The organism is Fructilactobacillus sp. X7R9C1 (genome assembly GCF_059901005.1).
In genome coordinates, this window is record NZ_JBWXVG010000003.1 from 171,916 (window position 1) to 193,265 (window position 21,350).

The following is a 21,350-nucleotide window of genomic DNA, read 5'->3' on the forward strand; positions in this document are numbered from 1 at the left end:
GTGGAACTAAAAACAAATCAAAAAGTAATTTCATTTGTTAAGTTAGTTATGAAACATTTTAAGATGGGAAACGTTTCTGATTCTGCCATCGTCTTGGCGTATTATTCCCTCTTATCACTGTTTCCAATTTTAATTATGATTGGTAGCATCATTAAACTTTTACATGGAGATCCTAATGATATCTTAATGTATATCAGAACCGCGGTTCCGTCATCGATTTATACGATGCTTTTGCCCATGATTAAGTCAGCTTTTGATAATAATAATAGTGGTGGTAGCTTATCGATTGGGTTGTTGCTGGTAATTTGGTCAGCTAGTCAGGCGATGGCAGCATTTCAACGAACGGTTAACCGAACTTACGGAGTAGCTGACACTCAGAATGCCATCACGAATCGTTTAATTTCATTTGTGTGGATGCTTTTACTGGTACTCTTATTGATTGTTTTAATGATTTTGCAAGGGTTTGGTCAAGAAATTATCACGTACTTGAGACCAATTCTGCATCTTTCAACCATTGCAACGCAAGTGGTGGCATCCATTCGAATTCCATTTATTATTTCTGGGTCTTTCATAGTTGTGATGCTTTTGTACTATTTTGTGCCAAGTGTTAAGACCAAGATTCGTTATACAATTCTAGGATCAGCGATATCTGTGCTTGGTTTAATGATTTTGTCACAAGCTTTTTCGCTAATCATTGAGTACTTTTTTAGAAATATTACCGCTTATAAGACGTTAGGAACTTTTATAGTAGTGATGTTGTGGTTATATTTTATTGGACTCGTGCTGATGTTTGGTGCCGTTATTAATGCCAGTATCCAAGAGTACTTTACTGGTAACATTGAATCAACAAACGGATCCGTTCGGTCTATTATTTCTAGTGCACGTAAATTTCGTTCCAAAAAGAAAAACACCACCCAGGATTAGGTGGTGATGTTTTTTGCTAAATTATTTTTCGGTGGATTTCACCAGTTCACGAGAAAACTGGTCAAGAACTTTGATGTCATCTTCATCAGGTTCAAGATTGATTTTGACGCTTTTAGCTCCTTGAGTAGCGTTAGTTTTCCTTAAAGCTTTGGTAAATGCGTCGACGGCAACGTTATAATATTCTTGATAAAAAACGTCTCCAGAACCAGCCACTCCAAAAACTTTTCCTTTTAGGTTCAGTGAATCTAAATCTTCAAAAAAGTCCATCCCTTCTTCAGGGAGAGCTCCTTCGTCGTAGGTGTATGGACATATAACAATAATATCGGTATCTTTAAGTTCGTCCGCGTCGGTTTGAGAAATTTCAGATTCTTCGACATCTACGCCAAGGTCCTCAAGTCCCTCGGTGACGATATCAGCAACGTCTTCGTTATTACCAGTAATGGTGGCGTAAATCACGTGTGCTTTTGGCATGAGTGAAACCACTTCCTTTGTAGTGTTTTCAAATAAGTATATCAGAATAGTTTCAAATTGTTAATTTGATGGGAGTTAGCGCTGATGGATAAGCAAAATGCAAATAAATTAAAGGTCACAAAAATTGCTTCGCAAAAAAGACCGGGAAGATATAATGTATACGTCAATGATCATTATGCTTTTCCTGTGAGTGAAGAAGTGATGATTCAGTTTGGGATCTTCAAGGGATCTGAGTTAAGCCAAGGTGAGATTGACAAAATTAAGGCGGCGGACGATGTTTCAAAGTTATATAATAAGGCTATTGATTTTATTTCGTATCAGACTCGTTCAAAAAAAGAGGTTAGAGATAAGTTAAAATCATATTCAGACAACCTTGAAGCAGTCGATGAAGCGGTTGAAAAACTAGAACAGATTAATCTACTTAATGATGAACATTATGCTGACACCTACGTCAAAGGAATTGTTGAACAACAGAATAAGGGTCCCATGGCTGTTTCAAGGTATTTAAAACAAAAGGGAATTGCAGATGAATACATAAATGAGGCAATTTCAGTTAATTATTCGAGCGAAATGACGCTTAAAAATGGTAAAAAGCAGGCCCAAAAAATCTTTGCTCATAATCAGCGATATCCCTTTAACAAACGGATGCAAAAAACTAAGACGGCTTTGTACCGAAAGGGATACTCATTTGATTATATTGATACAATCATTAGTGAATTAGACTTTCAAAGTGATGTCGATCATCAAAATGAGTTACTTGCTAAAGAGGGTAACAAGGCTTGGAATAAGTATAAGAAGTATAATGATATGAGTCGACGTCAGAAAGCCAAGCAGTTGTTATATCGAAAGGGCTTTGATCTTGATGATATTGATCAATTTTTGGACACAAAAGAAAATTAATTGGAGTGAATCAAATGAATAGATTTAAAAATTCGGCTTTATTTTTTTGGACGGTTGAGATTTTGATTGCAGTTGGAATCGTTTATTTATGTTCCAAAATTAGTTTTGTTTTTTCGCCGATTGTAATTTTTGTGTCAACGATCTTCGTTCCACTCTTGTTAGCGGGATTCTTGTATTACATGTTAAATCCGATCGTTAACCTCCTAATGAAAATAAAAATCACAAAAACAAAACACATTAATCGTACCTGGGCCACCGCCATCGTATTTTTGATTGTGATTGGGGTTATTGTTTACATGGCGTTTTCATTTGTACCACGGTTGATTACTCAGGTGGCTAACATGGTAGGGGCAGCGCCTGAATTTGCTAAACAAGGGCAGACATTACTAACTAAAATCACACGTTATGGATTTTTAAAAAAAGTGGACTGGCGTCCCATTGTTGACAAGATTCAGTCCTCATATTCATCGTATTTGAAAACAGTTTTGGCTAATTTGACGAATAGTGCGGGAACGATTATTTCGATGGCAACGAACGTGGTTATCACGGCAATTACTGTTCCTGTCATTCTGTTTTACATGTTAAAGGATGGAAACAAACTACTTCCAAGCATTGAAAAGTTAACTCCAGGACTTTCCAAACACCACAGGAAACAAACGGTAACGCTACTTAAAAAAATGAATCATACCCTCTCACGTTACATCGGTGGCCAAGTCATTGAGTGTCTGTTTGTTGGAACGTTTACCACTTTAGGATACTTTCTGATCGGCCAAAAGTATGCTCTTTTGCTCGGGGTCTTTGCTGGATTATGTAATATCATCCCGTACGTTGGTCCCTACATTGGAATTATTCCATCACTTTTTGTTGCTTTTTCAGATAATATTATGCAAGTTATCTGGGTAATTGTGGTAGTCATTATTGTTCAACAAATTGATGGAAACTTGGTGTACCCGAATGTGATTGGGAAATCATTAAAGATTCATCCACTAACTATTATTATCATTTTACTTGCAGCTGGCCACATTGCTGGGTTGTTTGGGATGATTCTAGCCATTCCAGTTTATGCGATTGCGAAGGTTGTGATTGAATATTGTTACAATATTTGGTTAGTTCAACATGACGATTCGAATTCCACTAATTCAGCAAAAACTAATTCATCTGAAAATGAGCCAAATTAAACTTTAGTTATGGATCGTGAATTTTATTGACGATAATGGAAGATATGCTAACATTTAATTGTTGATAAGTAGGAGTATTAATTATGGTCTTCTGACAGGAGATATTATGACGAAAGTAATTACGTATGGCACATTTGATCTGCTTCACAAGGGTCATGTGCGTTTATTAAAACGTGCTCGTGAATTAGGTGATTCATTGACGGTCGGTCTTTCGACGGATGAGTTTAATGCCGTAAAGGGGAAACGTGCTTATAATTCTTATGAGGATCGTAAGTACATTTTAGACGCTATCCGCTACGTTGACGAAGTAATTCCTGAAAAGGGATGGAACCAGAAGATTCAAGATATTAAAGATCATAAGATTGATATCTTTGTTATGGGTGACGATTGGAAGGGTAAGTTTGACTTTCTTAAAGAGTATTGTAAAGTAATTTATTTGCCGCGAACCCAAGGAATTTCAACGTCTAAGATCAAGTCTGATTTAGGCGTCACGAGCCAAAAGGATTGGAAAGATTAGTTTAAGTCCCAGGATTCTTCGTTTTATTTCTTAGAATGTTTTAGTTTAAGGGGAGCAAAATGAAACAAGCACTTTTTTTGGTAACTTCAGTTCATGGAGCTGAAAAGCCCCGATTTAAAGAACGATTGGAAAGAATGATCGATGACGGGAATTCAATTAAAGTTGTAATTTCCATTTTAAACTACGATCAATCACAGTATGTGGCCACTTTAATTAGAAAATCATCTGATTCTTTTCATCAGCAAGTGCAATTAGAAATCATCCAATTGTTTGACGTTTTTAGTAAACAACGTGGGATTTTTGATCAAAATCATGATTTAAATAACGATTTAACCCAATTTGACGTTCACGACAGAGTGGTTAAGGGTCAATCCGTTCAAGTCTACAGTGACCATAATGGGGTGGTTCGAGCTGAACGAAAGGAAATTTTGGCTGGGTCAGGTTTATTCAAAGTGATCTTTTATGACGGAGATAACGTTAGCAAAACGATTTATTATGACAATCATGATAAGGCTACTGCCGTTTTCAAACGGATTAATGATGAACATCAAGTAATTAAATTTTTAAATCAACGTGGTGACGTGGCATGTCGGGTGGATCAAAGTAACGGTGGAGCAGCTCAGATTTTTTATCTTAGTAAAACCTCGGTTGTTTCACCTCCAGAAACAAGTTTAAAGATTGCTAGACCAACTAGTGATTTAATCGATTATGATGTTAATCTTGGTAATTTGAAGTATTTGTCTAAAGGTTCAGATGCTCGATCATATGTCATTTCAGACTATGGCAATGCAAGCCGTTATAGTGATATTTCAGCATTTAACGTTGCTTTAGTTAATAAGTATGCTGAAGGTAAGGAGACTACCATTTTTATCGATTTGGATGATATGGTTAACTTTTCTAAATATCTTGGTCAAAACGTGATTTTCAACTATTAAGGAGAAATAATGCGAGCAATACTTTCTAACGTTATACCAAAACAAACAAAGTTGAAAATTGAATTTGAATTAATTAATCCTAGTTACGCTGATGAAGATGCAACTGTTACTTTGATTGAAAAAGAAAGCTTAGCTTCAATCACCGTTCCCATTCTTAAAGGGGACGTAAGTGGCAATGAAGCAGCAATTATAATTGATCCAAATAAATTTCATTTTGACTCCGTGGGACAGGATGAATTTGAATGGCAACTCTATTATTCGTGTGGTAATAGTGACCATCGAACCCTTATTCAAGTTGAAAGTGAATACGTGAGTGCCGTTCGGCGGATCGGGTTAAATGCTTATTATCAATATGAGATTGACCCGTCTGGCATGGCAGTCTTTTATGTCAGAACAAACCGATCTAAAAAGCAATTTGTGATGAACTCGGTTAATTTGCTTGGTGGCGGTAATTTACGATTAACGGGGTTTAACCACATTGACGGTAAAAAACTTGATCAGATGGCAATTGTAATTAAACAAGCAAGTGATCAAAGCAAACGACTTTATCCGATTACCGATTCACCTTTTCAAGGGATTTTTGCGATTACCATTCCGCTTAAAGAGCTAAAGGATGAAGATACATATCGTTTGTATATCAGGTATGACTATCATGGTAAGCATTTTCAGCAAAGATTGGTGATGGATGTTTCGCTTTCATCGTTTAAAACCGTTTCTCACTTAGGTGATAATCGTGAATTAGTATTAAAAGCGGGGAAGCAAGGTCAACTTCGTGTTATTAAAAGAAGACGGCCGTCTCCTACAAAAAGACTTACTAAGTTTTACGGAAAAGCTAAGCATTTGTGGAAATCGTTTAAAATCTTATTAAGTAAAGTTAATCGTTTGCGCTTACGAAAGTTGTTTAAACGGGGGCATACACCATTTGCTACTACGACGATCGTGTTTGAGAGCTTTGGTGGACGTCAGGTGAGTGATAGTCCTTATGCTATCTATCAGGTGTTTAAAAAATTACATCCTAAGATTAACTTTGTGTGGTCCATTCAAAAGTCACAAAAGCAATTTTGTAAGGATCATAACATTAACTATGTAATTAAAAATACGGGACGTTGGGTTCGTACCATGGGAAAGGCTAAGGTATGGATTAGCAATGCTAGATTTCCTGCCTGGGTCGTTAAACCAGACTATGTAACGTATGTTCAAACTTGGCATGGCACACCATTAAAGAAATTAGGGTTAGATATTGAACGAGTTTCAATGCCTGGTACGACAACCAATAAGTACCATGATAACTTTGTTAAAGAAGCTAATCGTTGGGATGCATTGATTTCACCAAATGATTTTTCAACCAAGGTCTTTAGAAGTGCCTTCGGGTATGAAAACAAGATTTTAAAGGTGGGATATCCAAGAAATGATGAATTGATTAACGGGAATAATCCTACTGAGATTAATAAGATTAAGGATCGATTGGGAATCCCACGGGACAAGAAAGTTGTCCTATATGCTCCTACTTACCGAGATAATCAGTTTGAGAGCAAGGGGAAATATACTTTTAAGCTACCGTTTAGTTTGGAAGAGTTCAAACAACACTTTGGAAGTGATACTGTCCTAATTCTACGGATGCACTACTTGATTTCGAATGCATTAGACGTTTCTGATTACAAAGGGTTCGTCTATGACCTATCGAACTATTCCAACATTTCTGATTTATATTTAATTTCAGATTTGCTGGTAACCGACTATTCCTCAGTCTTTTTTGACTACGCTTACCTTAAACGGCCAATTTTGTTCTATCCTTATGACTATCACGTGTATAAGAATGAGTTGCGTGGCTTTTACTTGAATTATGAACGAGATTTGCCTGGAAGGATCGTCTATGATTCTGATGAGTTAATGAAAGGAATCTCAACTGATTTAAAAGACGAAAACGTTGAAAACGATCCTAAATTTATGCAATTTTACAATCGCTTCTGTCGGATTAACGATGGACTTAGTTCGATTAAGACGATTGATTATGTGATGCAACAAATTCGTTAAAAATAATCCGGAGTTTTCCGGATTTTTTGTTTGTTTGATGGTATACAATTAATCTATAACAGAAAGGAAGTAAAGATGAAAAAAGCAGACCTAGAAAAAGAAGTCGATAAACGAAGAACGTTTGCCATTATTTCCCATCCTGATGCTGGGAAAACCACTATCACCGAACAGCTACTCCTCTTTGGTGGGATTGTTCGGGAAGCTGGAACCGTTAAGGCTAAAAAAAGTGGAAATTTTGCTAAGTCAGATTGGATGGAAATTGAACAGAAGCGTGGAATTTCAGTTACTAGTTCGGTTATGCAGTTCGATTATCAGGGAAAAAGGATTAACATTCTTGATACACCGGGACATGAAGATTTTTCAGAAGACACTTACCGGACTCTTATGGCAGTGGATTCTGCCGTGATGGTGATTGACGCCGCTAAGGGGATTGAACCGCAAACTAAAAAGTTATTTAAAATTTGTAAAATGCGTGGAATTCCAATTTTTACTTTCATGAATAAGCTTGATCGTGATAGCAAGGATCCCATGGAATTAATCGATCAATTGGAAGATGTACTGGGAATTGAGGCTTATCCGATGAACTGGCCCATTGGCTCTGGTCGAATTTTAAAGGGGCTGTATGACCGTTATGATCATCGAGTTGAACTTTATAAACCAGAAGCGGATGGTCAGAACTTTATTAAACTAGATGATGATGGCAATCTTATTGGAGATAACTCACTAGCAGACGATAGCATTTATCAAGATGCTAGAAGTGAAATGGATTTAATCTCTGAAGCTGGGAATCAATTTAGCAGAGAAAAAATTGCCAAGGGTGATCAAACACCAGTCTTCTTTGGCTCAGCGTTGGTTAACTTTGGGGTTAAAACTTTTTTAGACGCTTATTTGAAGCTCTCACCAGCTCCAGGTCCTCACAAAACTCTTCAAGGAAATGAAATTGAACCAACGGCACCAGAATTTTCTGGATTCGTGTTTAAGATTCAGGCTAATATGAATCCACGTCATCGTGATCGAATTGCCTTTGTACGAATTTGCTCTGGTGAATTTCAAAAGGGCATGGATGTTACCCTTGATCGTACCCAGAAGCCGATCCGTTTATCAAACGTTACTGAATTTATGGCTAATACGCGTGAAAACGTTCAAACAGCGGTTGCTGGAGATATTATTGGTCTTTATGATACTGGTAATTTTCAGATTGGCGACACCATTTATACTGGCAAAAAACCGATTGCGTTTGAAAAGCTGCCACAGTTCACTCCAGAACTATTTATGAGAGTTTCAGCCAAAAACGTTATGAAGCAGAAGTCGTTTCATAAGGGCATTCAACAATTAGTACAAGAGGGAGCCATTCAGCTCTACACTAATTACAGTACGGGACAGTATATCTTGGGAGCAGTTGGTCAGCTACAGTTTGAAGTATTTCAGTTTCGAATGAAAAATGAATATAACTCAGATGTTGTGATGGAACCAATGGGGCATAAAATTGCCCGGTGGATTGACCCTGACCAGCTGGACGAAAAGATGTCTTCGTCTAGAAATATTTTAGTACGGGATCAAAAGGGGGATCCGTTATTCCTTTTTGAAAATGAGTTTGCAGAACGCTGGTTTAAAGATAAATATCCTGATGTCAAGTTAACTGCCAAGCTTTAGGATTGAATTGACGTAATATTCGATATAAACTAGTTTTTGTGAAAGGTGGATATGAATTATGAAAAAGTTAAGTGCTTGTACCAGTGTGATGGTTGGTAAAGACGCTAGTGTTGATGGGTCAACGATGATTTCTAGAAATGATGATACCTTTTTACCATTAACTCCTCAACGTTTTTATGTTCAACCTGCATATCATGACGAGGACAAAGTTTGGAAATCCAACCAAAATGGTTTTACTGCCCCAATGCCAAAATCTGGTTACCGAATTTTGATGACACCGAACGCTGACGTTAAAAAAGAAGGCGTTTATGCTGAAAGTGGATTTAATGAAAAGAATGTTGCAATGAGTGCCACTGAAAGTGTTTATGGAAACGAGCATGCTTTAGCTCATGATCCGCTTGTTCAGCATGGGCTAGCCGAAGATTCTTTACAATCGATGGTTCTTCCTTACATTGATTCTGCAAGGGATGGAGTTACTTATCTAGGAAATTTAATCAAAAAGTATGGTTCACCAGAGGGAAATGGGGTCCTTTTTAGTGACAAGAACGAAGTCTGGTACATGGAGATCGTTACTGGTCACCACTGGGTCGCACAGCGAATTCCTGACGATTGTTATGCGGTCGTAGCAAACGAAGTTGCAATTCAACAGGTTGATTTTGATGATCCAGAGAACTTTATGTATTCCGATGGGTTACAAGAGTTTGTTGAAAAGTACCAGTTAAATCCTGATAAAGAGGGATTTAACTTTCGACATATCTTTGGAACTCATAATGAATTTGATCACCATTACAACACACCTCGAGTTTGGTATGGTCAAAGGGTGCTGAATCCCGAGATTGAGCAGGAGCCAACCTCAAATGATCTCCCGTTTATTAGAAAAGCAAGCCGTAAAATTGAAGTTAGTGACGTTCAGTTTATTTTGAGTTCTCATTATAACGAGACCAAATATGATCCATTGGCTAAAGATCCAAAAGAATCGAATACTCAGTTTAGACCAATTTCAATGAATCGAACCCAAAATTCACATGTTCTGCAAATTAGAAATGATGTAAGTGATAAATGTTCGGCAATTATGTGGTTAAATTTTGGAATTCCCGCCTTTAGTCCATATGTTCCTTTTTTTGCTAACGTTGACGAGACTGATCCAAGTTATGAGGTTACCCCTCGCACGATGGATGATAAAAGCGCATACTGGATGTATCGTAAACTATCGATGATCGTTGAATCTCATTACAGTAATTTTATTCAACAGGATCGTGATTTTAAGAAACATGCTAACGAGTTATTTTTAGGGCATATATCAGATACGATGGGTCAAGCTGCTAATATGAATGATCAGGACGCATCTGAATTTTTGAAAGATCAGAATCAGCAATTGGTCAAAGAAATGAGGAGTCGAACCTATCAATTTATGCATGAATTGATGGAAAAGGGTCTTACACTCTCTAAATTGACGTATAACATGGATAAAAATTTGTAAAAAATCCCACTCAATAAGAGTGGGATTTTTTTAGGTTAGACGTTTGTCATTGTTATGGGTACGAATCGTGGATCGCTTTTTGATCCATTGTGATCCGCCAAGATTTAACCAATCATCTTGATTAGTTCGAATTTCTGTAAAGACACGCCAAGTTGATCCAGCTGGTAAAATTTGATCGTATCTTTGCTTTCGCACCGGTGAATCATAAACGGAAGTGGGGATTTTCATTTTGACTAAATAATTGACTGACTGAACCACTTTCCAGTTAGAACGTCGGTAATATAAGATGATATTTTTGGTTTTATTTGTGAATTGACCGGTTAAGTCACCAACCGACAGGTGAAGCTGGTAGTTAGGAATCACAGGAGCCTTTAGTGTAAACTGCTGGTTTAATGGACCATTCACGATTTTGGGAGGGAGAAGCAAGCGAAATGAATCAAAATCAAAGCAGTAAACGCTAACTGGTTGGCCTAACTTAGGGATGTAATGAAACTTGATTAGTTGCTTTTTTGCTTGCATTTTTTTAGTCATTCCATCAACACTAACTAATATGTAGTTTTTTATTTTGGGAACGATGAAATTAATTGGATCGCCAACTGAACCACTAATGATTTCAGTTGATTTTAATTGATTCCCGTTTTGATCGACAAATTCCATAAAAACTGTACTTGGGGTTCTGATAACCTCTTTTTTAGGAGTTGATTGATGATTTTCGGCAGGTAATGGGGTGGTGGTATGAATTGATTTTGGTTTGTTTAAAGAAATTTCGGATGGATCTATGGAGGTTGTCGCCTTTTTAACGTTGTTTTGTCTGATTGGTCTTTTCATCCGATGTTTTGAATGCTTGTAGTTATGATTATTTTTTGAAAAGATTTTTTTCATCCAATTAAACATAATTTTCCTCCAAAGATAGTTTATATTGATTTTACCATTTCTGGAAATAAAAAAAGACCTAGATTAGAATTCTAATCTAAGTCTCTTTCACTACTTAGTACTAATAACGATATTGTTGTTCTTGTCTGTATCAGCAACAAGATTGTTAGTTTCTGGATGATTCAAGAAGTAGTCGGCCGTTTGGTCTTCTAACTGTTCTTGAATTACTCGTCGAAGCGGACGGGCACCCATTGACGGATTGTAACCGAGTTCGACAATTTTTGCTTTGGCCGATTTGGAAACATCAATGTGAACGTTTCTTGACGCTAACATGTTATTCATATCTTTAATCATCAGATCGACAATTTGATTTAAGTTATCCTTAGAAAGCTGGTTGAATTCGACGATGTCATCAAAACGATTGAGAAATTCAGGTTTGAAATAAAGTCCTAATTTATCCATCACAGAATGAGTTTTACCAGTTGCTTCTGGTGTAAACCCAACGCTTGCTTCGGCATCGCTTCCGGCGTTACTAGTCATAATGATGACAGTGTCCTTAAAGGAAACCGTTCGACCTTGTGAGTCAGTCAAACGACCGTCATCTAAGATTTGTAAGAATGTGTGAAGAACGTCTGGATGAGCTTTTTCAACTTCATCTAACAGAATCAAGCTGTAAGGATTACGACGGACTTTTTCGGTTAATTGGCCAGCTTCATCGTATCCAACGTAGCCAGGCGGTGAACCAATCAATTTAGCAACTGATTGTGGTTCACGATACTCTGACATGTCAAATCGAATCATTGAATCTTCGGATCCAAATAATTCTTTGGCAAGTTGTTTAGCCATCTCAGTCTTACCAATCCCAGTGGATCCAACGAATAGGAATGAACCAATCGGACGACCGCTACCATTAAAACCAATTCGATTTCGTTTAATGGCTTTAGCAACAGAATCAACAGCCTTGTCCTGTCCGATCACATGTTGCTTTAAATTTGGAGCTAAGTCCTTTAATTGTTGTTGTTCTTTGGTTTGTAGTTCTCCAACTGGGATATTGGTCATTTCTTCAACAACTTGTTGCATGTCCTTTTCAGTAACGGTGTTGTGTTTCTCACTTGTAGCACCCTTATCCTTATTTTGATGAAGTCGTTTGATCTTATCACGGTAGTAAGCGGCTTGTTCGTAGTCTTCTTTATCTAAAGCCGTCTTCTTTTCGTTTTCAGCACTGTCAATCTCTTTGTCAATTGTTTTTGGATCAACAATGTTTAAAGTTAAATTCTTTCTGGAACCAGTTTCATCAAGTAAATCAATTGCCTTGTCCGGAAGGTAACGATCACTGATATAACGATCGGAAAGGGTAGCTGCCGCTTTCACTGCTTGATCGGTATACTTGACTAGATGATAGTTTTCATAACGATTTTGTAGACCCTTTAGAATCTTGATGGACTGATCAACCGTTGGTTCTTTGACCATGATTGGTTGAAGTCGTCTTGAAAGAGCAGAGTCTTTTTCAATGTCACGGTATTCTTTTAGGGTGGTTGCTCCAATTAATTGAAAGTCCCCACGAGCAAGAGCGGGTTTTAAGACGTTACCTGCGTCCATGCCACCTTCAGCATTACCTGCACCCATGATTTCATGAATTTCATCAATGAATAAGATGATGTTACGGTTTGACTGAACCTCTTTAATTAATTGTTGCATTCGTTTTTCAAATTGACCACGAATACCTGTGCCTTGAACCATTGAAACCATGTCTAATTGAATTACCTGTTTGTTTTGAAGTTTTTCTGGAACAGTACCATCAGCAATTTTTTGAGCGAGACCCTCAACGATTGCTGTTTTTCCAACTCCGGCTTCACCAATCAAGACTGGGTTATTCTTGCCTCTACGATTTAAAACTTCGATTGCTCGAGCCGTTTCTTTATCACGACCGATTACTGGGTCAAGTTTTCCGGCTTTAGCTTTTTTAGTTAAATCAGTTCCGTAAGTTGAAAGAATTGATTTTGAACCATTTCGGCCGTTGCCGCGTCCACTTTGTGGTGGAACTTGATAATCATTGACTTGGCCATTTTGCATGGCACGAAGAAAGTCATCTAGACTACCAAATCCGTATGAACCTTGTCCTTCCATAGTTTAAGCCTCCTTTTGCTTAACTAAATTGTCAGACGAAAGTCTGACCTTTATTGACCATTCATGAATATTATACGCACTAATAACATTCAATCAAGTATTTTGACTGATCTAGAAATTATTTTAATGTGGTAACATTGAAACCGATTAGGAGGCAATAATTATGGATAAAAACGAAAATGACTTTACCGGACTCTTAAACCAATTAAAGGATGGAAAAATCAAATATTTGACGGTTGAACCAAAGGATTTTCCGAAATTTCAGCAGGCTTTTATGAGCTTTCCAACACGGAAAAGAATCGTAGGGAAAGCCAGCGAAAAGGGCATTTTAACCTATCATTATTCGTCTGAAAATTAGCGTCATAACAATTATGTAAGCGATTTATGATAATTACTTGTTTTTTAGATGATAAATTGATATTCTTAAACTGTAAATAGAGTTAAATAAACGATTAAAGGAGTGCGTTCATTATGGAGAAACGTCAATTCAAAATCACGGCAGAAACTGGCATTCATGCTCGTCCAGCAACTTTGTTAGTTCAGACCGCTAGCAAATTTGATTCAAATATTAGTCTTGAATATGGTGATAAATCTGTAAACTTAAAATCAATCATGGGTGTTATGTCATTAGGAGTTGGCCAAGGTGCTGATATTACTATTTCAGCCGATGGTGACGATGCTAAAGAAGCCCTTGATGCAATTGCTAAAACCATGAAAGATGAAGGATTGATCGACTAATATGACTACCTTTAAGGGTATTGGTGTTAGTGATGGGATCGCATTTGGAAAAGCTTATTGCTTAACTAAACCAGATTTAACTTTTAATAAAGAAGCCTTTTTGGGTATAGACGAAGAAAAAGCACGCCTTAAAAAAACGTTTCAAGATACCAAAACTACTATTATAAAAATCAAACAAAGTAATAGAGTTGAAATGGCTAAAAAATATCTTGATATTTTAGATTTTTATTTAGAAGTTTTATCTGATCCAGAGTTGATTAATGAGGTTAAAAGAGTCATAACAGAAGAAAAAAAGAATGCTGCATTTGCATTGAATCGTGTATTCAATCAATATGCAGCTATTTTTTTGAATATGAATGATCCGTATTTAAGGGAACGGGTTCATGATATTGAAGATATCAGAGACCAGCTTTTGGGACGTCTACTTGGCGTCGATACTCCCGATCTATCACTTATTAACCAGCCAGTTATTATTGTTGCTAATTCCATTTCTCCAACTCAGATTGCACAAGTTCAAAAGAAAAATATTAAAGGGATTGTTACAGCTGTTGGAACCAAGAATTCTCATGCAGCCATTATATCTAGAAGTATGGACGTTCCAGCTGTACTAGGATTGCAGGACAGCCTAAATCATTTAAAAAATGATGAGCAATTGATTGTTGACGGAAGTAATGGAAACGTTATTGAAAGTCCCAATTCAGATGAAATCGATAAATTCCAGACAAAGCTTGAAAAATTTAGAAAACAAAAAAGGTCATGGGAAAAGTTCAAGGGCCAATCGACCAAGACATTAGATGAGCACCCTCTGCTATTGGGGGCTAATGTTAGTAACGAAAATGAAGTTGATAATGCTTTAGAAGTTGGGGCTGATTCAATTGGATTATTTCGTACCGAATACATTTACATGGATTCTGACCATCTCCCGAGCGAAGACGAACAATTTTTGATATACAAAAACATTGTTTCAAAAGTAAAAGGAAAGCAGTTAACTTTTAGGACAATGGATGTTGGTGGAGATAAACTAGTTAATTATTTGCCTAATATTTCCCATAATGAGACGAATCCCTTTCTTGGCTATCGTGCCATTCGTTATAGTTTAGGTGAAAGCAAGGTTTTTCGCACTCAAATCAGGGCACTCCTTAGATCTTCAGCTTATGGACCAATTCGGATCATGTTTCCTATGATATCAACGGTCTCAGAGCTGGATCAGGTTCTTTCGATTTACACTGAAGAACGCCAGAATTTGATTGATAGAGGAGTTAAACTTGGAGATGTTCAATTAGGAACGATGATTGAAGTTCCAGCGGCAGCAATTATGATTGATAAGATCATTTCAAGAGTAGATTTTGTAAGTATTGGCACTAATGATCTAGTTCAGTACACGGTTGCTGTTGATCGTTTAAATGAGCGTGTCTCCTATTTGTACCAAGCTTGTGATCCAGCCGTGCTTCGTTTAATTGAAAGGGTCGTTAGGATCGTTCATAACGCTTCTAAGACCGTGGGTGTTTGTGGTGAGGTTGCGTGTGATCCACAGGTGATTCCTTTTTTGATTGGGTTAGGAGTGGATGAATTATCAGCCACTCCAACTCAAATTTTAAAAACTAAAGCATATATTAGTAAAATTAATTCGAAATCAGCAAGTAAGTTAGCTGATAGTGTCGTTAAAAATGCAGATACCACTGGTGACGTTAATAAGATGATTGATGACTTTATCTCTAAGATGCCAGAGTAGATGGTTTACTTAGGTTTGAGTAGTTAGGCACAAAGTTGCAAACCATGCGGGAAACCCATATAATTACATTTGTTTAACGTTAAAGAGAGAGGGGAAAACAACGTGAATATTGGTTTGTTTACAGATACTTATTTTCCACAAGTTAGCGGAGTTGCTACGTCAATCAAAACGTTAAAAGATGAGTTAGAAAGGCGTGGAAATCATGTCTATATTTTTACTACAACTGATCCTAACGTTGAAAAAAATGATGACGATGAAAAAGACATTTACCGTTTTTCAAGTGTTCCCTTTATTTCTTTTACCGAAAGAAGAATCGCCGTCAGAGGAATATTTCAGGCTTATCAAATTGCTAAGCAATTAAAATTAGATATCGTTCATACCCAAACTGAATTTTCACTTGGAATTATCGGGAAGTTCGTTGCTAAAAATTTGAATATTCCTTGTATTCACACTTATCACACGATGTATGAAGATTATTTGCACTATGTTGCCAACGGCAAATTATTAAAACCAGTACACGTAAAAGAAATGATGTTAGCTTTTTGTCATCACATGGACGGTGTGGTGGCACCAAGTAAGCGTGTCTTGGACAAGCTTACTGATTATGGGGTTAAGAGTCCCATTCGAATTATTCCAACCGGGATTGACGTTAAGCATTATGAAGAAAATGACCATGTTGATATTAGAAAAAAATTAGGCATTAGGGATGAGACCCCATTGATGGTTTCCGTTAGTCGAGTTGCGTATGAAAAAAACATCTCCGAAATGATCGATGCACTACCTAAAATTTTGGATCAAGTTCCAAATGCTATGCTTGTGATTGTGGGTGAAGGACCTGCCGAAGATGATTTAATGAAGCAAGTGTCTGACATGAAACTTAACGACCATGTTATTTTCACCGGAGAAATTAATAATAATCATGTCAATGATTATTATCGAATGGCAGATGTTTTTGTTTCTACGTCTAATTCTGAGTCTCAGGGGTTAACGTACATTGAAGCAGTTGCTGCTGGCACCAAAGTTGTCGTTGCAAGAAGTCCGTACACCGATGACTTAATTGATGATAAATCAATTGGAATGACGTTTGAGTCAGAAGAAAGGTTTGTTTCTGAAACGGTGGATTATTTGCAACACCGAGGTGAATACCCCGATTCCGAAAATGTCCGTGAAGAGAAATTACACGAAATTTCAGCTGAGTATTTTGTGGATCAGATGTTGAGCTTTTATGATGATACAATCAAAGAGTTTGATCGAACTAAAGCTAAGCAAACTAACACATCTGACTGAGGAGTTTTGTTGATGTTAAAGATCGATATGTTTTCAACTGCTGACAAAGTAAAAGGTCAAGGAGTTGGTAGTGCATACATTGAGTTAATTAAGATGTTAAAGAAACATTTTCCAAACGAGTTTGACATTGAGATTAATAAATTTAATCAAGCGAACATTAGTCATTATCACACCATTAATCCAACGTTTTATTTGTCTACATTTTCAAAAAAAATGGGACGAAAGATTGGATACGTTCATTTTTTGCCGGAAACGCTTGAGGGGAGTTTAAAAATTCCTACTCCATTTCGACAAATTTTTTATAAGTATGTAATTGCCTTTTATAAACGGATGGATCATATTGTCGTTGTAAATCCAACTTTTATACCTAAACTTGAAAAATATGGGATTGATAAAAAGAAAATTACATATATTCCAAATTTTGTAAGTAAAAAAGAATTTTATCCGGTTTCAAAGAGCCAGAAAGAAGCTCTTAGAAGTAGTTATGGTTATCAAACAAAACGGTTTACGGTGCTCGGAACCGGTCAAGTTCAGACCAGAAAGGGCGTTCTTGATTTTGGTAAATTAGCAATGCAAAATCCAAACGTTCAATTTGTTTGGGCAGGAGGATTTTCATTTGGAAAAATGACAGCTGGATATTCTGAGTTGAAAGAATTGGTTGATAATCCACCTCAAAACCTGAGTTTTCCCGGAATCGTTGATCGTAAAGAATTAGTAAATTATTATAATATGGCTGATTTATTTCTTTTACCGTCGTATAATGAGTTATTCCCGATGTCTGTTTTAGAGGCATTCTCGTGTGGAATTCCTGTTATGTTGCGGGATTTATCCCTTTATAAAAAAATTATTGACGGGTATTACATTTCAGCAAATAATGAGGCTGAAATGGATAAAAAACTTAAGATGTTGTTAAATGATCCTAAGCTTCTGAAAGCATATGCTGAAAAATCACTTAAAGCATCTGATTATTATTCCGAGGATCATCTAGCCAAGATTTGGCATGATTTTTATTTTGACCAGGCGAAAAAGGGGTAATTGAATGTCCAGGAGAAATAAAGTCTCACTACTTATCATGATTGCCCTTGGATTACTTATTTCATGGTATGCAGCTAGAGACATTAAGTTTAGCGTTCTTATAAGAGATATTGTTGAGATTAATCCATGGTGGTTATTAGTTGCTTTAGGGTGCATTTTGCTTTATTTTGCTCTTGAATCCGTGATTACTTACATGTTAGTTCGAAATAGTGATCCTAATTTTACTTTTCGGGATGCAATCCGGGTACCCTTAGTGGAGCAACTTTTTAATGGGATCACTCCGTTTTCATCTGGTGGTCAACCGGCTCAACTATTTGTTTTAATTCAATCGGGAGTTGATGGTGGTCGGGCTAGTTCTGCACTACTTATGAAGTTTGTTGTTTACCAAGCCATGATAGTAATTAATTTTTTTATTGCGTTAATAATCGGTTTTAACTACGTTATTGATAAAATGCACGCTCTGGCATGGTTTGTTGTGTTCGGATTTGGAATTCACATGTTTGTGATCGTCTCACTACTTATGATCATGTATTGGCATTCATTTACTAAAAAATTTGTTAATATTTGTATCAAACCAGTGAAATGGTTTGTAAAAGATGCTACATTTTATAAGTTAGTAAATACATTAAATAAGAAGATTGATAACTTTTATAAAGAGAGTGTGAGAATTGGTCACCAAGGGAAGTTGATGGCTAAAATATTCATAATCACTTTTTTTCAGTTGCTTTTTTATTACTTAATTCCCTACTTTATTATGCTTTCGTTAGGTTATACCAATGCTAATGTGGTAATGGTAACCAGTCTCCACATTTTGATTGTGATGATTATCTCGATTTTTCCCATTCCTGGAGGAGCAGGTGGAGCTGAGTATAGCTTTGAGATGATTTTTAGAAGTTATATTACTAATGGAAGTAAGCTAGTACTTGCGATGATCCTGTGGCGGATTCTTACGTATTACTTAGGTTTGATTTTGGGAGCCTTTGCCCTCGTGATGAAGCCAAGTAAAAAGGCACAAAAGAATAGGAAAATACTAAAAAGCGAAAGTCATAAGAGTTTTGGAGGAAACTAGAATGTCTCGAATATTAAAAAGCATTCGTAATTTTTTTAATACTACTATCGGTTTCTTCGTGCTGGTAGTCGTTTTATATTGGATAACTACTTTGGTTGTTTATAATGTCGACTTTAGTTTGGGTGTTAAGGGTGGCATGCAAACCTTTTTGATGATTGTTAATCCAATTCCATCAGGACTGCTCTTGTTTGGGATTGCTTTATACTTTCGCGGCAAGCTTTCTTATTGGCTGATGCTGATAATTGATTTTCTACAGTCGACTTGGATGTTTGCTAATGTTTTATATTATCGAGAATTCTCTGACTTCTTGTCAATTGGTATTATTAAAGGAACCGGAGACGTCCAAAATAATTTGGGCAAGAGTATGATGGAAATTCTTCATCCAACGGATTTTTTGATTTATTTGGATGTTGTGGTTTTAATCTTACTATTAGTCTTCAGGATTATTAAAATCGATTACCGTCCCTTTAAGTATCGCTATGCCATTGGAATTACTTTACTTTCGATTTTGCTTATGGGGGGAGAATATTCTCTTGCTAATTCGGATCGGAGTGGCCTTTTAACTCGGACGTTTGATAATAATTATATCGTTAAGTATTTAGGCTTAAATGAATACGCTGCTTTTAATGCATATCAAACTCACCAAGAGAGTTCTACGCGAGCAAAGGCGAAAGCTTCAGATTTGAATAGTGTCAAGAAATTTATTAATCAACATCAGACGTATCCAAGCGTTAAATATTTTGGGAAAGAAAAGGGTAAAAACGTTTTTATTATTCATTTGGAGAGTTTTCAACAGTTCTTAATCAACTATAAAGTTGATGGACAGGAAGTTACTCCGAATATTAATAAGTTTTATAGTGATAAGCATACGATTTCGTTTGATAACTTTTACCATCAAGTTGCTCAAGGTAAGACTTCAGATGCTGAAATGATGCTTGAAAATTCATTGTATGGATTGCCCCAGGGATCTGCGATGGTTACTTATGGTTCGCAGAATACTTTCCAGGCGGCTCCAGCAATTTTAGACCAAAAGGGTTATTCGACGGCTGTCTTTCATGGAGATGTTCCGAGCTTTTGGAATAGAGATAATACTTATAAGTCTTGGGGATATCAGTACTTCTTCGATAGCAACTACTATAAGAAGAAACCTTCGTATAATGTTGGATATGGAATGAAAGATAAGATTATGTTTAAAGATTCAGTTCCTTATCTTGAAAAGCTACCACAGCCGTTTTATGCCAAAATTATCACTTTGACTAATCATTATCCTTATGAATTAGATAAACAAAATGTTTCTTTTCCTGCTCTTAAAACGGGGGATAGTACCGTTGATCCTTATGTCCAAACGGCTCATTATTTAGATCAATCTTTTGGTGAGTTTGAAGCATATCTAAAAGCAACGGGATTAATGAAGAATAGTGTCATTGTTTTATACGGTGACCATTATGGGATTTCTAATAATCATCGTCCTGCAATTGCTAAGATGTTAGGTAAAAAGTCGGTTAATAACTATGATTTGGCTAACTTTCAGAAGGTGCCATTTATGATCCATGCTGATAATTTGGATGGGCACGTTGATCATACTTATGGTGGAGAAATCGATGTCTTACCAACGCTGCTTCATTTATTGGGGATTAAGAATGATGATATGATCCAGTTCGGACATGATTTGTTGGGGAATAATCCTAACCAAATTGTTCCATTTAGGGATGGAGATTTCGTAACTCCTAAATACACTAAGGTTGGTGGAACAATCTATGATTCTAAGACTGGTCAAGTTATTAAACCAGATAAGCAACAACAGCAGGAAGTTGATGGAATTCAGAACTATGTAACTAGTGATTTGTCTCTTTCTGATAGAGTTATCTATGGTGATTTACTTCGTTTCTATCATCCTAAAGGATTTAAGCCTGTGGATCGAAAAGACTATAATTATAAGCCAAAGAATGCAATGGAACAGTTGGATAAGGCTGATAAAGAACGTAAAACTGATCTAATTGATCAGAATGGTGGTAAGTCCACGGTTCCGATGTATCATACTGATGCTCCTGAACTAAAATAATTAGAAAAAGCATTTAGATAAAGATCTAAGTGCTTTTTTTGTAAAAAAGTCTTGACGTAATTTTGTTTCCTTGGTATAGTAGTTCTTGTCGTTAAGTGCGCCAAAACAATTTGGTTAAAATTAGTCAAACTTTTCTATTGACAATAAATTAACCACATGGTATATTATTACATGCGGCGTTGAGGTACAATGAGACGACGTTGCGTCAGAGTAGATCTTTGAAAACTGAACAAGATTTTGATTACAAGTGTAAGGTAGTTTTAAGTTGTAGAACTTAAAATTAAACATTTGCGAAGTCAATTCGCTTTTTAATTCTTTTGAAAAAGAATAACAAC

18 protein-coding genes are annotated in these 21,350 nt (G+C 36.5%); 15 read left to right on the top strand and 3 right to left on the bottom strand.

Annotation, left to right across the window (positions count from 1 at the left end; all coding sequences use genetic code 11):
* Complete coding sequence (locus tag AC6UD0_RS03610; protein ID WP_500696552.1) at positions 1-924, top strand: YihY/virulence factor BrkB family protein; 924 nt, start codon at positions 1-3, stop codon at positions 922-924.
* A gap of 21 nt (positions 925-945) precedes the next feature.
* Here the strand turns inward: AC6UD0_RS03610 and AC6UD0_RS03615 are convergent, their stop codons facing one another.
* Entirely contained in the window at positions 946-1,395 is a 450-nt protein-coding gene (locus AC6UD0_RS03615) for a flavodoxin (RefSeq protein ID WP_500693587.1), read from the bottom strand.
* A gap of 84 nt (positions 1,396-1,479) precedes the next feature.
* Here AC6UD0_RS03615 and recX point away from each other — a divergent pair, with 84 nt between their 5' ends.
* The 7 genes from recX to AC6UD0_RS03650 all read left to right on the top strand — a co-directional run bounded on the left by recX (position 1,480) and on the right by AC6UD0_RS03650 (position 10,092).
* A complete protein-coding gene (gene recX, locus AC6UD0_RS03620) occupies positions 1,480-2,295 on the top strand; it encodes a recombination regulator RecX (RefSeq protein WP_500693588.1) in 816 nt (271 codons plus the stop codon).
* Between the two features lie 14 nt (positions 2,296-2,309).
* Complete coding sequence (locus AC6UD0_RS03625) at positions 2,310-3,473, top strand: AI-2E family transporter (protein WP_500693589.1); 1,164 nt, start codon at positions 2,310-2,312, stop codon at positions 3,471-3,473.
* A gap of 106 nt (positions 3,474-3,579) precedes the next feature.
* Complete coding sequence (gene tagD / locus AC6UD0_RS03630; protein ID WP_500693590.1) at positions 3,580-3,990, top strand: glycerol-3-phosphate cytidylyltransferase; 411 nt, start codon at positions 3,580-3,582, stop codon at positions 3,988-3,990.
* Between the two features lie 59 nt (positions 3,991-4,049).
* On the top strand, positions 4,050-4,925 hold the full coding sequence (locus tag AC6UD0_RS03635) for a hypothetical protein (protein ID WP_500708155.1): 876 nt from the start codon (positions 4,050-4,052) through the stop codon (positions 4,923-4,925).
* 9 nt (positions 4,926-4,934) lie between these two features.
* The gene (locus AC6UD0_RS03640; RefSeq protein WP_500708156.1) at positions 4,935-6,959 is read left to right on the top strand and encodes a CDP-glycerol glycerophosphotransferase family protein; all 2,025 of its coding nucleotides are present in this window, start codon (positions 4,935-4,937) and stop codon (positions 6,957-6,959) included.
* A 75-nt stretch (positions 6,960-7,034) separates the two neighbouring features.
* Positions 7,035-8,612, top strand: a complete 1,578-nt coding sequence (locus tag AC6UD0_RS03645) for a peptide chain release factor 3 (protein WP_500706331.1) — start codon at positions 7,035-7,037, stop codon at positions 8,610-8,612.
* 58 nt (positions 8,613-8,670) lie between these two features.
* Positions 8,671-10,092, top strand: coding sequence for a C69 family dipeptidase (locus AC6UD0_RS03650; RefSeq protein ID WP_500708158.1), 1,422 nt, complete (start codon positions 8,671-8,673; stop codon positions 10,090-10,092).
* A gap of 30 nt (positions 10,093-10,122) precedes the next feature.
* On the opposite strand, the gene AC6UD0_RS03655 is transcribed toward AC6UD0_RS03650, so the two are convergent.
* Positions 10,123-10,986 carry a MucBP domain-containing protein gene (locus AC6UD0_RS03655; protein ID WP_500708159.1) on the bottom strand — a complete coding sequence of 288 codons (864 nt, stop codon included), beginning with the start codon at positions 10,984-10,986 and terminating at the stop codon, positions 10,123-10,125.
* Positions 10,987-11,076: 90 nt separating this feature from the next.
* Positions 11,077-13,092, bottom strand: a complete 2,016-nt coding sequence (locus tag AC6UD0_RS03660) for an ATP-dependent Clp protease ATP-binding subunit (RefSeq protein WP_500699311.1) — start codon at positions 13,090-13,092, stop codon at positions 11,077-11,079.
* Positions 13,093-13,255: 163 nt separating this feature from the next.
* Here AC6UD0_RS03660 and ykzS point away from each other — a divergent pair, with 163 nt between their 5' ends.
* From ykzS to AC6UD0_RS03695, 7 genes are all read left to right on the top strand, one after another.
* Positions 13,256-13,450, top strand: a complete 195-nt coding sequence (gene ykzS / locus AC6UD0_RS03665; RefSeq protein ID WP_500693597.1) for a protein YkzS — start codon at positions 13,256-13,258, stop codon at positions 13,448-13,450.
* Positions 13,451-13,563: 113 nt separating this feature from the next.
* Positions 13,564-13,830, top strand: coding sequence for a phosphocarrier protein HPr (locus AC6UD0_RS03670; RefSeq protein WP_500693598.1), 267 nt, complete (start codon positions 13,564-13,566; stop codon positions 13,828-13,830).
* Position 13,831: 1 nt separating this feature from the next.
* Positions 13,832-15,562 carry a phosphoenolpyruvate--protein phosphotransferase gene (gene ptsP / locus AC6UD0_RS03675; RefSeq protein WP_500708160.1) on the top strand — a complete coding sequence of 577 codons (1,731 nt, stop codon included), beginning with the start codon at positions 13,832-13,834 and terminating at the stop codon, positions 15,560-15,562.
* 102 nt (positions 15,563-15,664) lie between these two features.
* Positions 15,665-16,849 (top strand): glycosyltransferase family 4 protein, encoded by a 1,185-nt coding sequence (locus AC6UD0_RS03680; protein WP_500708162.1) that lies wholly within the window; start codon positions 15,665-15,667, stop codon positions 16,847-16,849.
* 12 nt (positions 16,850-16,861) lie between these two features.
* The gene (locus tag AC6UD0_RS03685; RefSeq protein WP_500693601.1) at positions 16,862-17,884 is read left to right on the top strand and encodes a glycosyltransferase family 4 protein; all 1,023 of its coding nucleotides are present in this window, start codon (positions 16,862-16,864) and stop codon (positions 17,882-17,884) included.
* A 4-nt stretch (positions 17,885-17,888) separates the two neighbouring features.
* Positions 17,889-18,953 (top strand): lysylphosphatidylglycerol synthase transmembrane domain-containing protein, encoded by a 1,065-nt coding sequence (locus tag AC6UD0_RS03690; protein ID WP_500693602.1) that lies wholly within the window; start codon positions 17,889-17,891, stop codon positions 18,951-18,953.
* A gap of 1 nt (position 18,954) precedes the next feature.
* Entirely contained in the window at positions 18,955-21,015 is a 2,061-nt protein-coding gene (locus AC6UD0_RS03695; RefSeq protein WP_500696563.1) for an LTA synthase family protein, read from the top strand.
* The last annotated feature ends 335 nt before the right edge of the window (positions 21,016-21,350 follow it).

Bases quoted from the DNA above. Each gene is read 5' to 3' on its own strand.
- AC6UD0_RS03615 (WP_500693587.1), bottom strand. From the start codon at position 1,395: ATGCCAAAAGCACACGTGATTTACGCCACCATTACTGGTAATAACGAA.
- recX (WP_500693588.1), top strand. From the start codon at position 1,480: ATGGATAAGCAAAATGCAAATAAATTAAAGGTCACAAAAATTGCTTCG.
- AC6UD0_RS03625 (WP_500693589.1), top strand. From the start codon at position 2,310: ATGAATAGATTTAAAAATTCGGCTTTATTTTTTTGGACGGTTGAGATT.
- tagD (WP_500693590.1), top strand. From the start codon at position 3,580: ATGACGAAAGTAATTACGTATGGCACATTTGATCTGCTTCACAAGGGT.
- AC6UD0_RS03635 (WP_500708155.1), top strand. From the start codon at position 4,050: ATGAAACAAGCACTTTTTTTGGTAACTTCAGTTCATGGAGCTGAAAAG.
- AC6UD0_RS03640 (WP_500708156.1), top strand. From the start codon at position 4,935: ATGCGAGCAATACTTTCTAACGTTATACCAAAACAAACAAAGTTGAAA.
- AC6UD0_RS03645 (WP_500706331.1), top strand. From the start codon at position 7,035: ATGAAAAAAGCAGACCTAGAAAAAGAAGTCGATAAACGAAGAACGTTT.
- AC6UD0_RS03650 (WP_500708158.1), top strand. From the start codon at position 8,671: ATGAAAAAGTTAAGTGCTTGTACCAGTGTGATGGTTGGTAAAGACGCT.
- AC6UD0_RS03655 (WP_500708159.1), bottom strand. From the start codon at position 10,986: ATGTTTAATTGGATGAAAAAAATCTTTTCAAAAAATAATCATAACTAC.
- AC6UD0_RS03660 (WP_500699311.1), bottom strand. From the start codon at position 13,092: ATGGAAGGACAAGGTTCATACGGATTTGGTAGTCTAGATGACTTTCTT.
- ykzS (WP_500693597.1), top strand. From the start codon at position 13,256: ATGGATAAAAACGAAAATGACTTTACCGGACTCTTAAACCAATTAAAG.
- AC6UD0_RS03670 (WP_500693598.1), top strand. From the start codon at position 13,564: ATGGAGAAACGTCAATTCAAAATCACGGCAGAAACTGGCATTCATGCT.
- ptsP (WP_500708160.1), top strand. From the start codon at position 13,832: ATGACTACCTTTAAGGGTATTGGTGTTAGTGATGGGATCGCATTTGGA.
- AC6UD0_RS03685 (WP_500693601.1), top strand. From the start codon at position 16,862: ATGTTAAAGATCGATATGTTTTCAACTGCTGACAAAGTAAAAGGTCAA.
- AC6UD0_RS03690 (WP_500693602.1), top strand. From the start codon at position 17,889: ATGTCCAGGAGAAATAAAGTCTCACTACTTATCATGATTGCCCTTGGA.
- AC6UD0_RS03695 (WP_500696563.1), top strand. From the start codon at position 18,955: ATGTCTCGAATATTAAAAAGCATTCGTAATTTTTTTAATACTACTATC.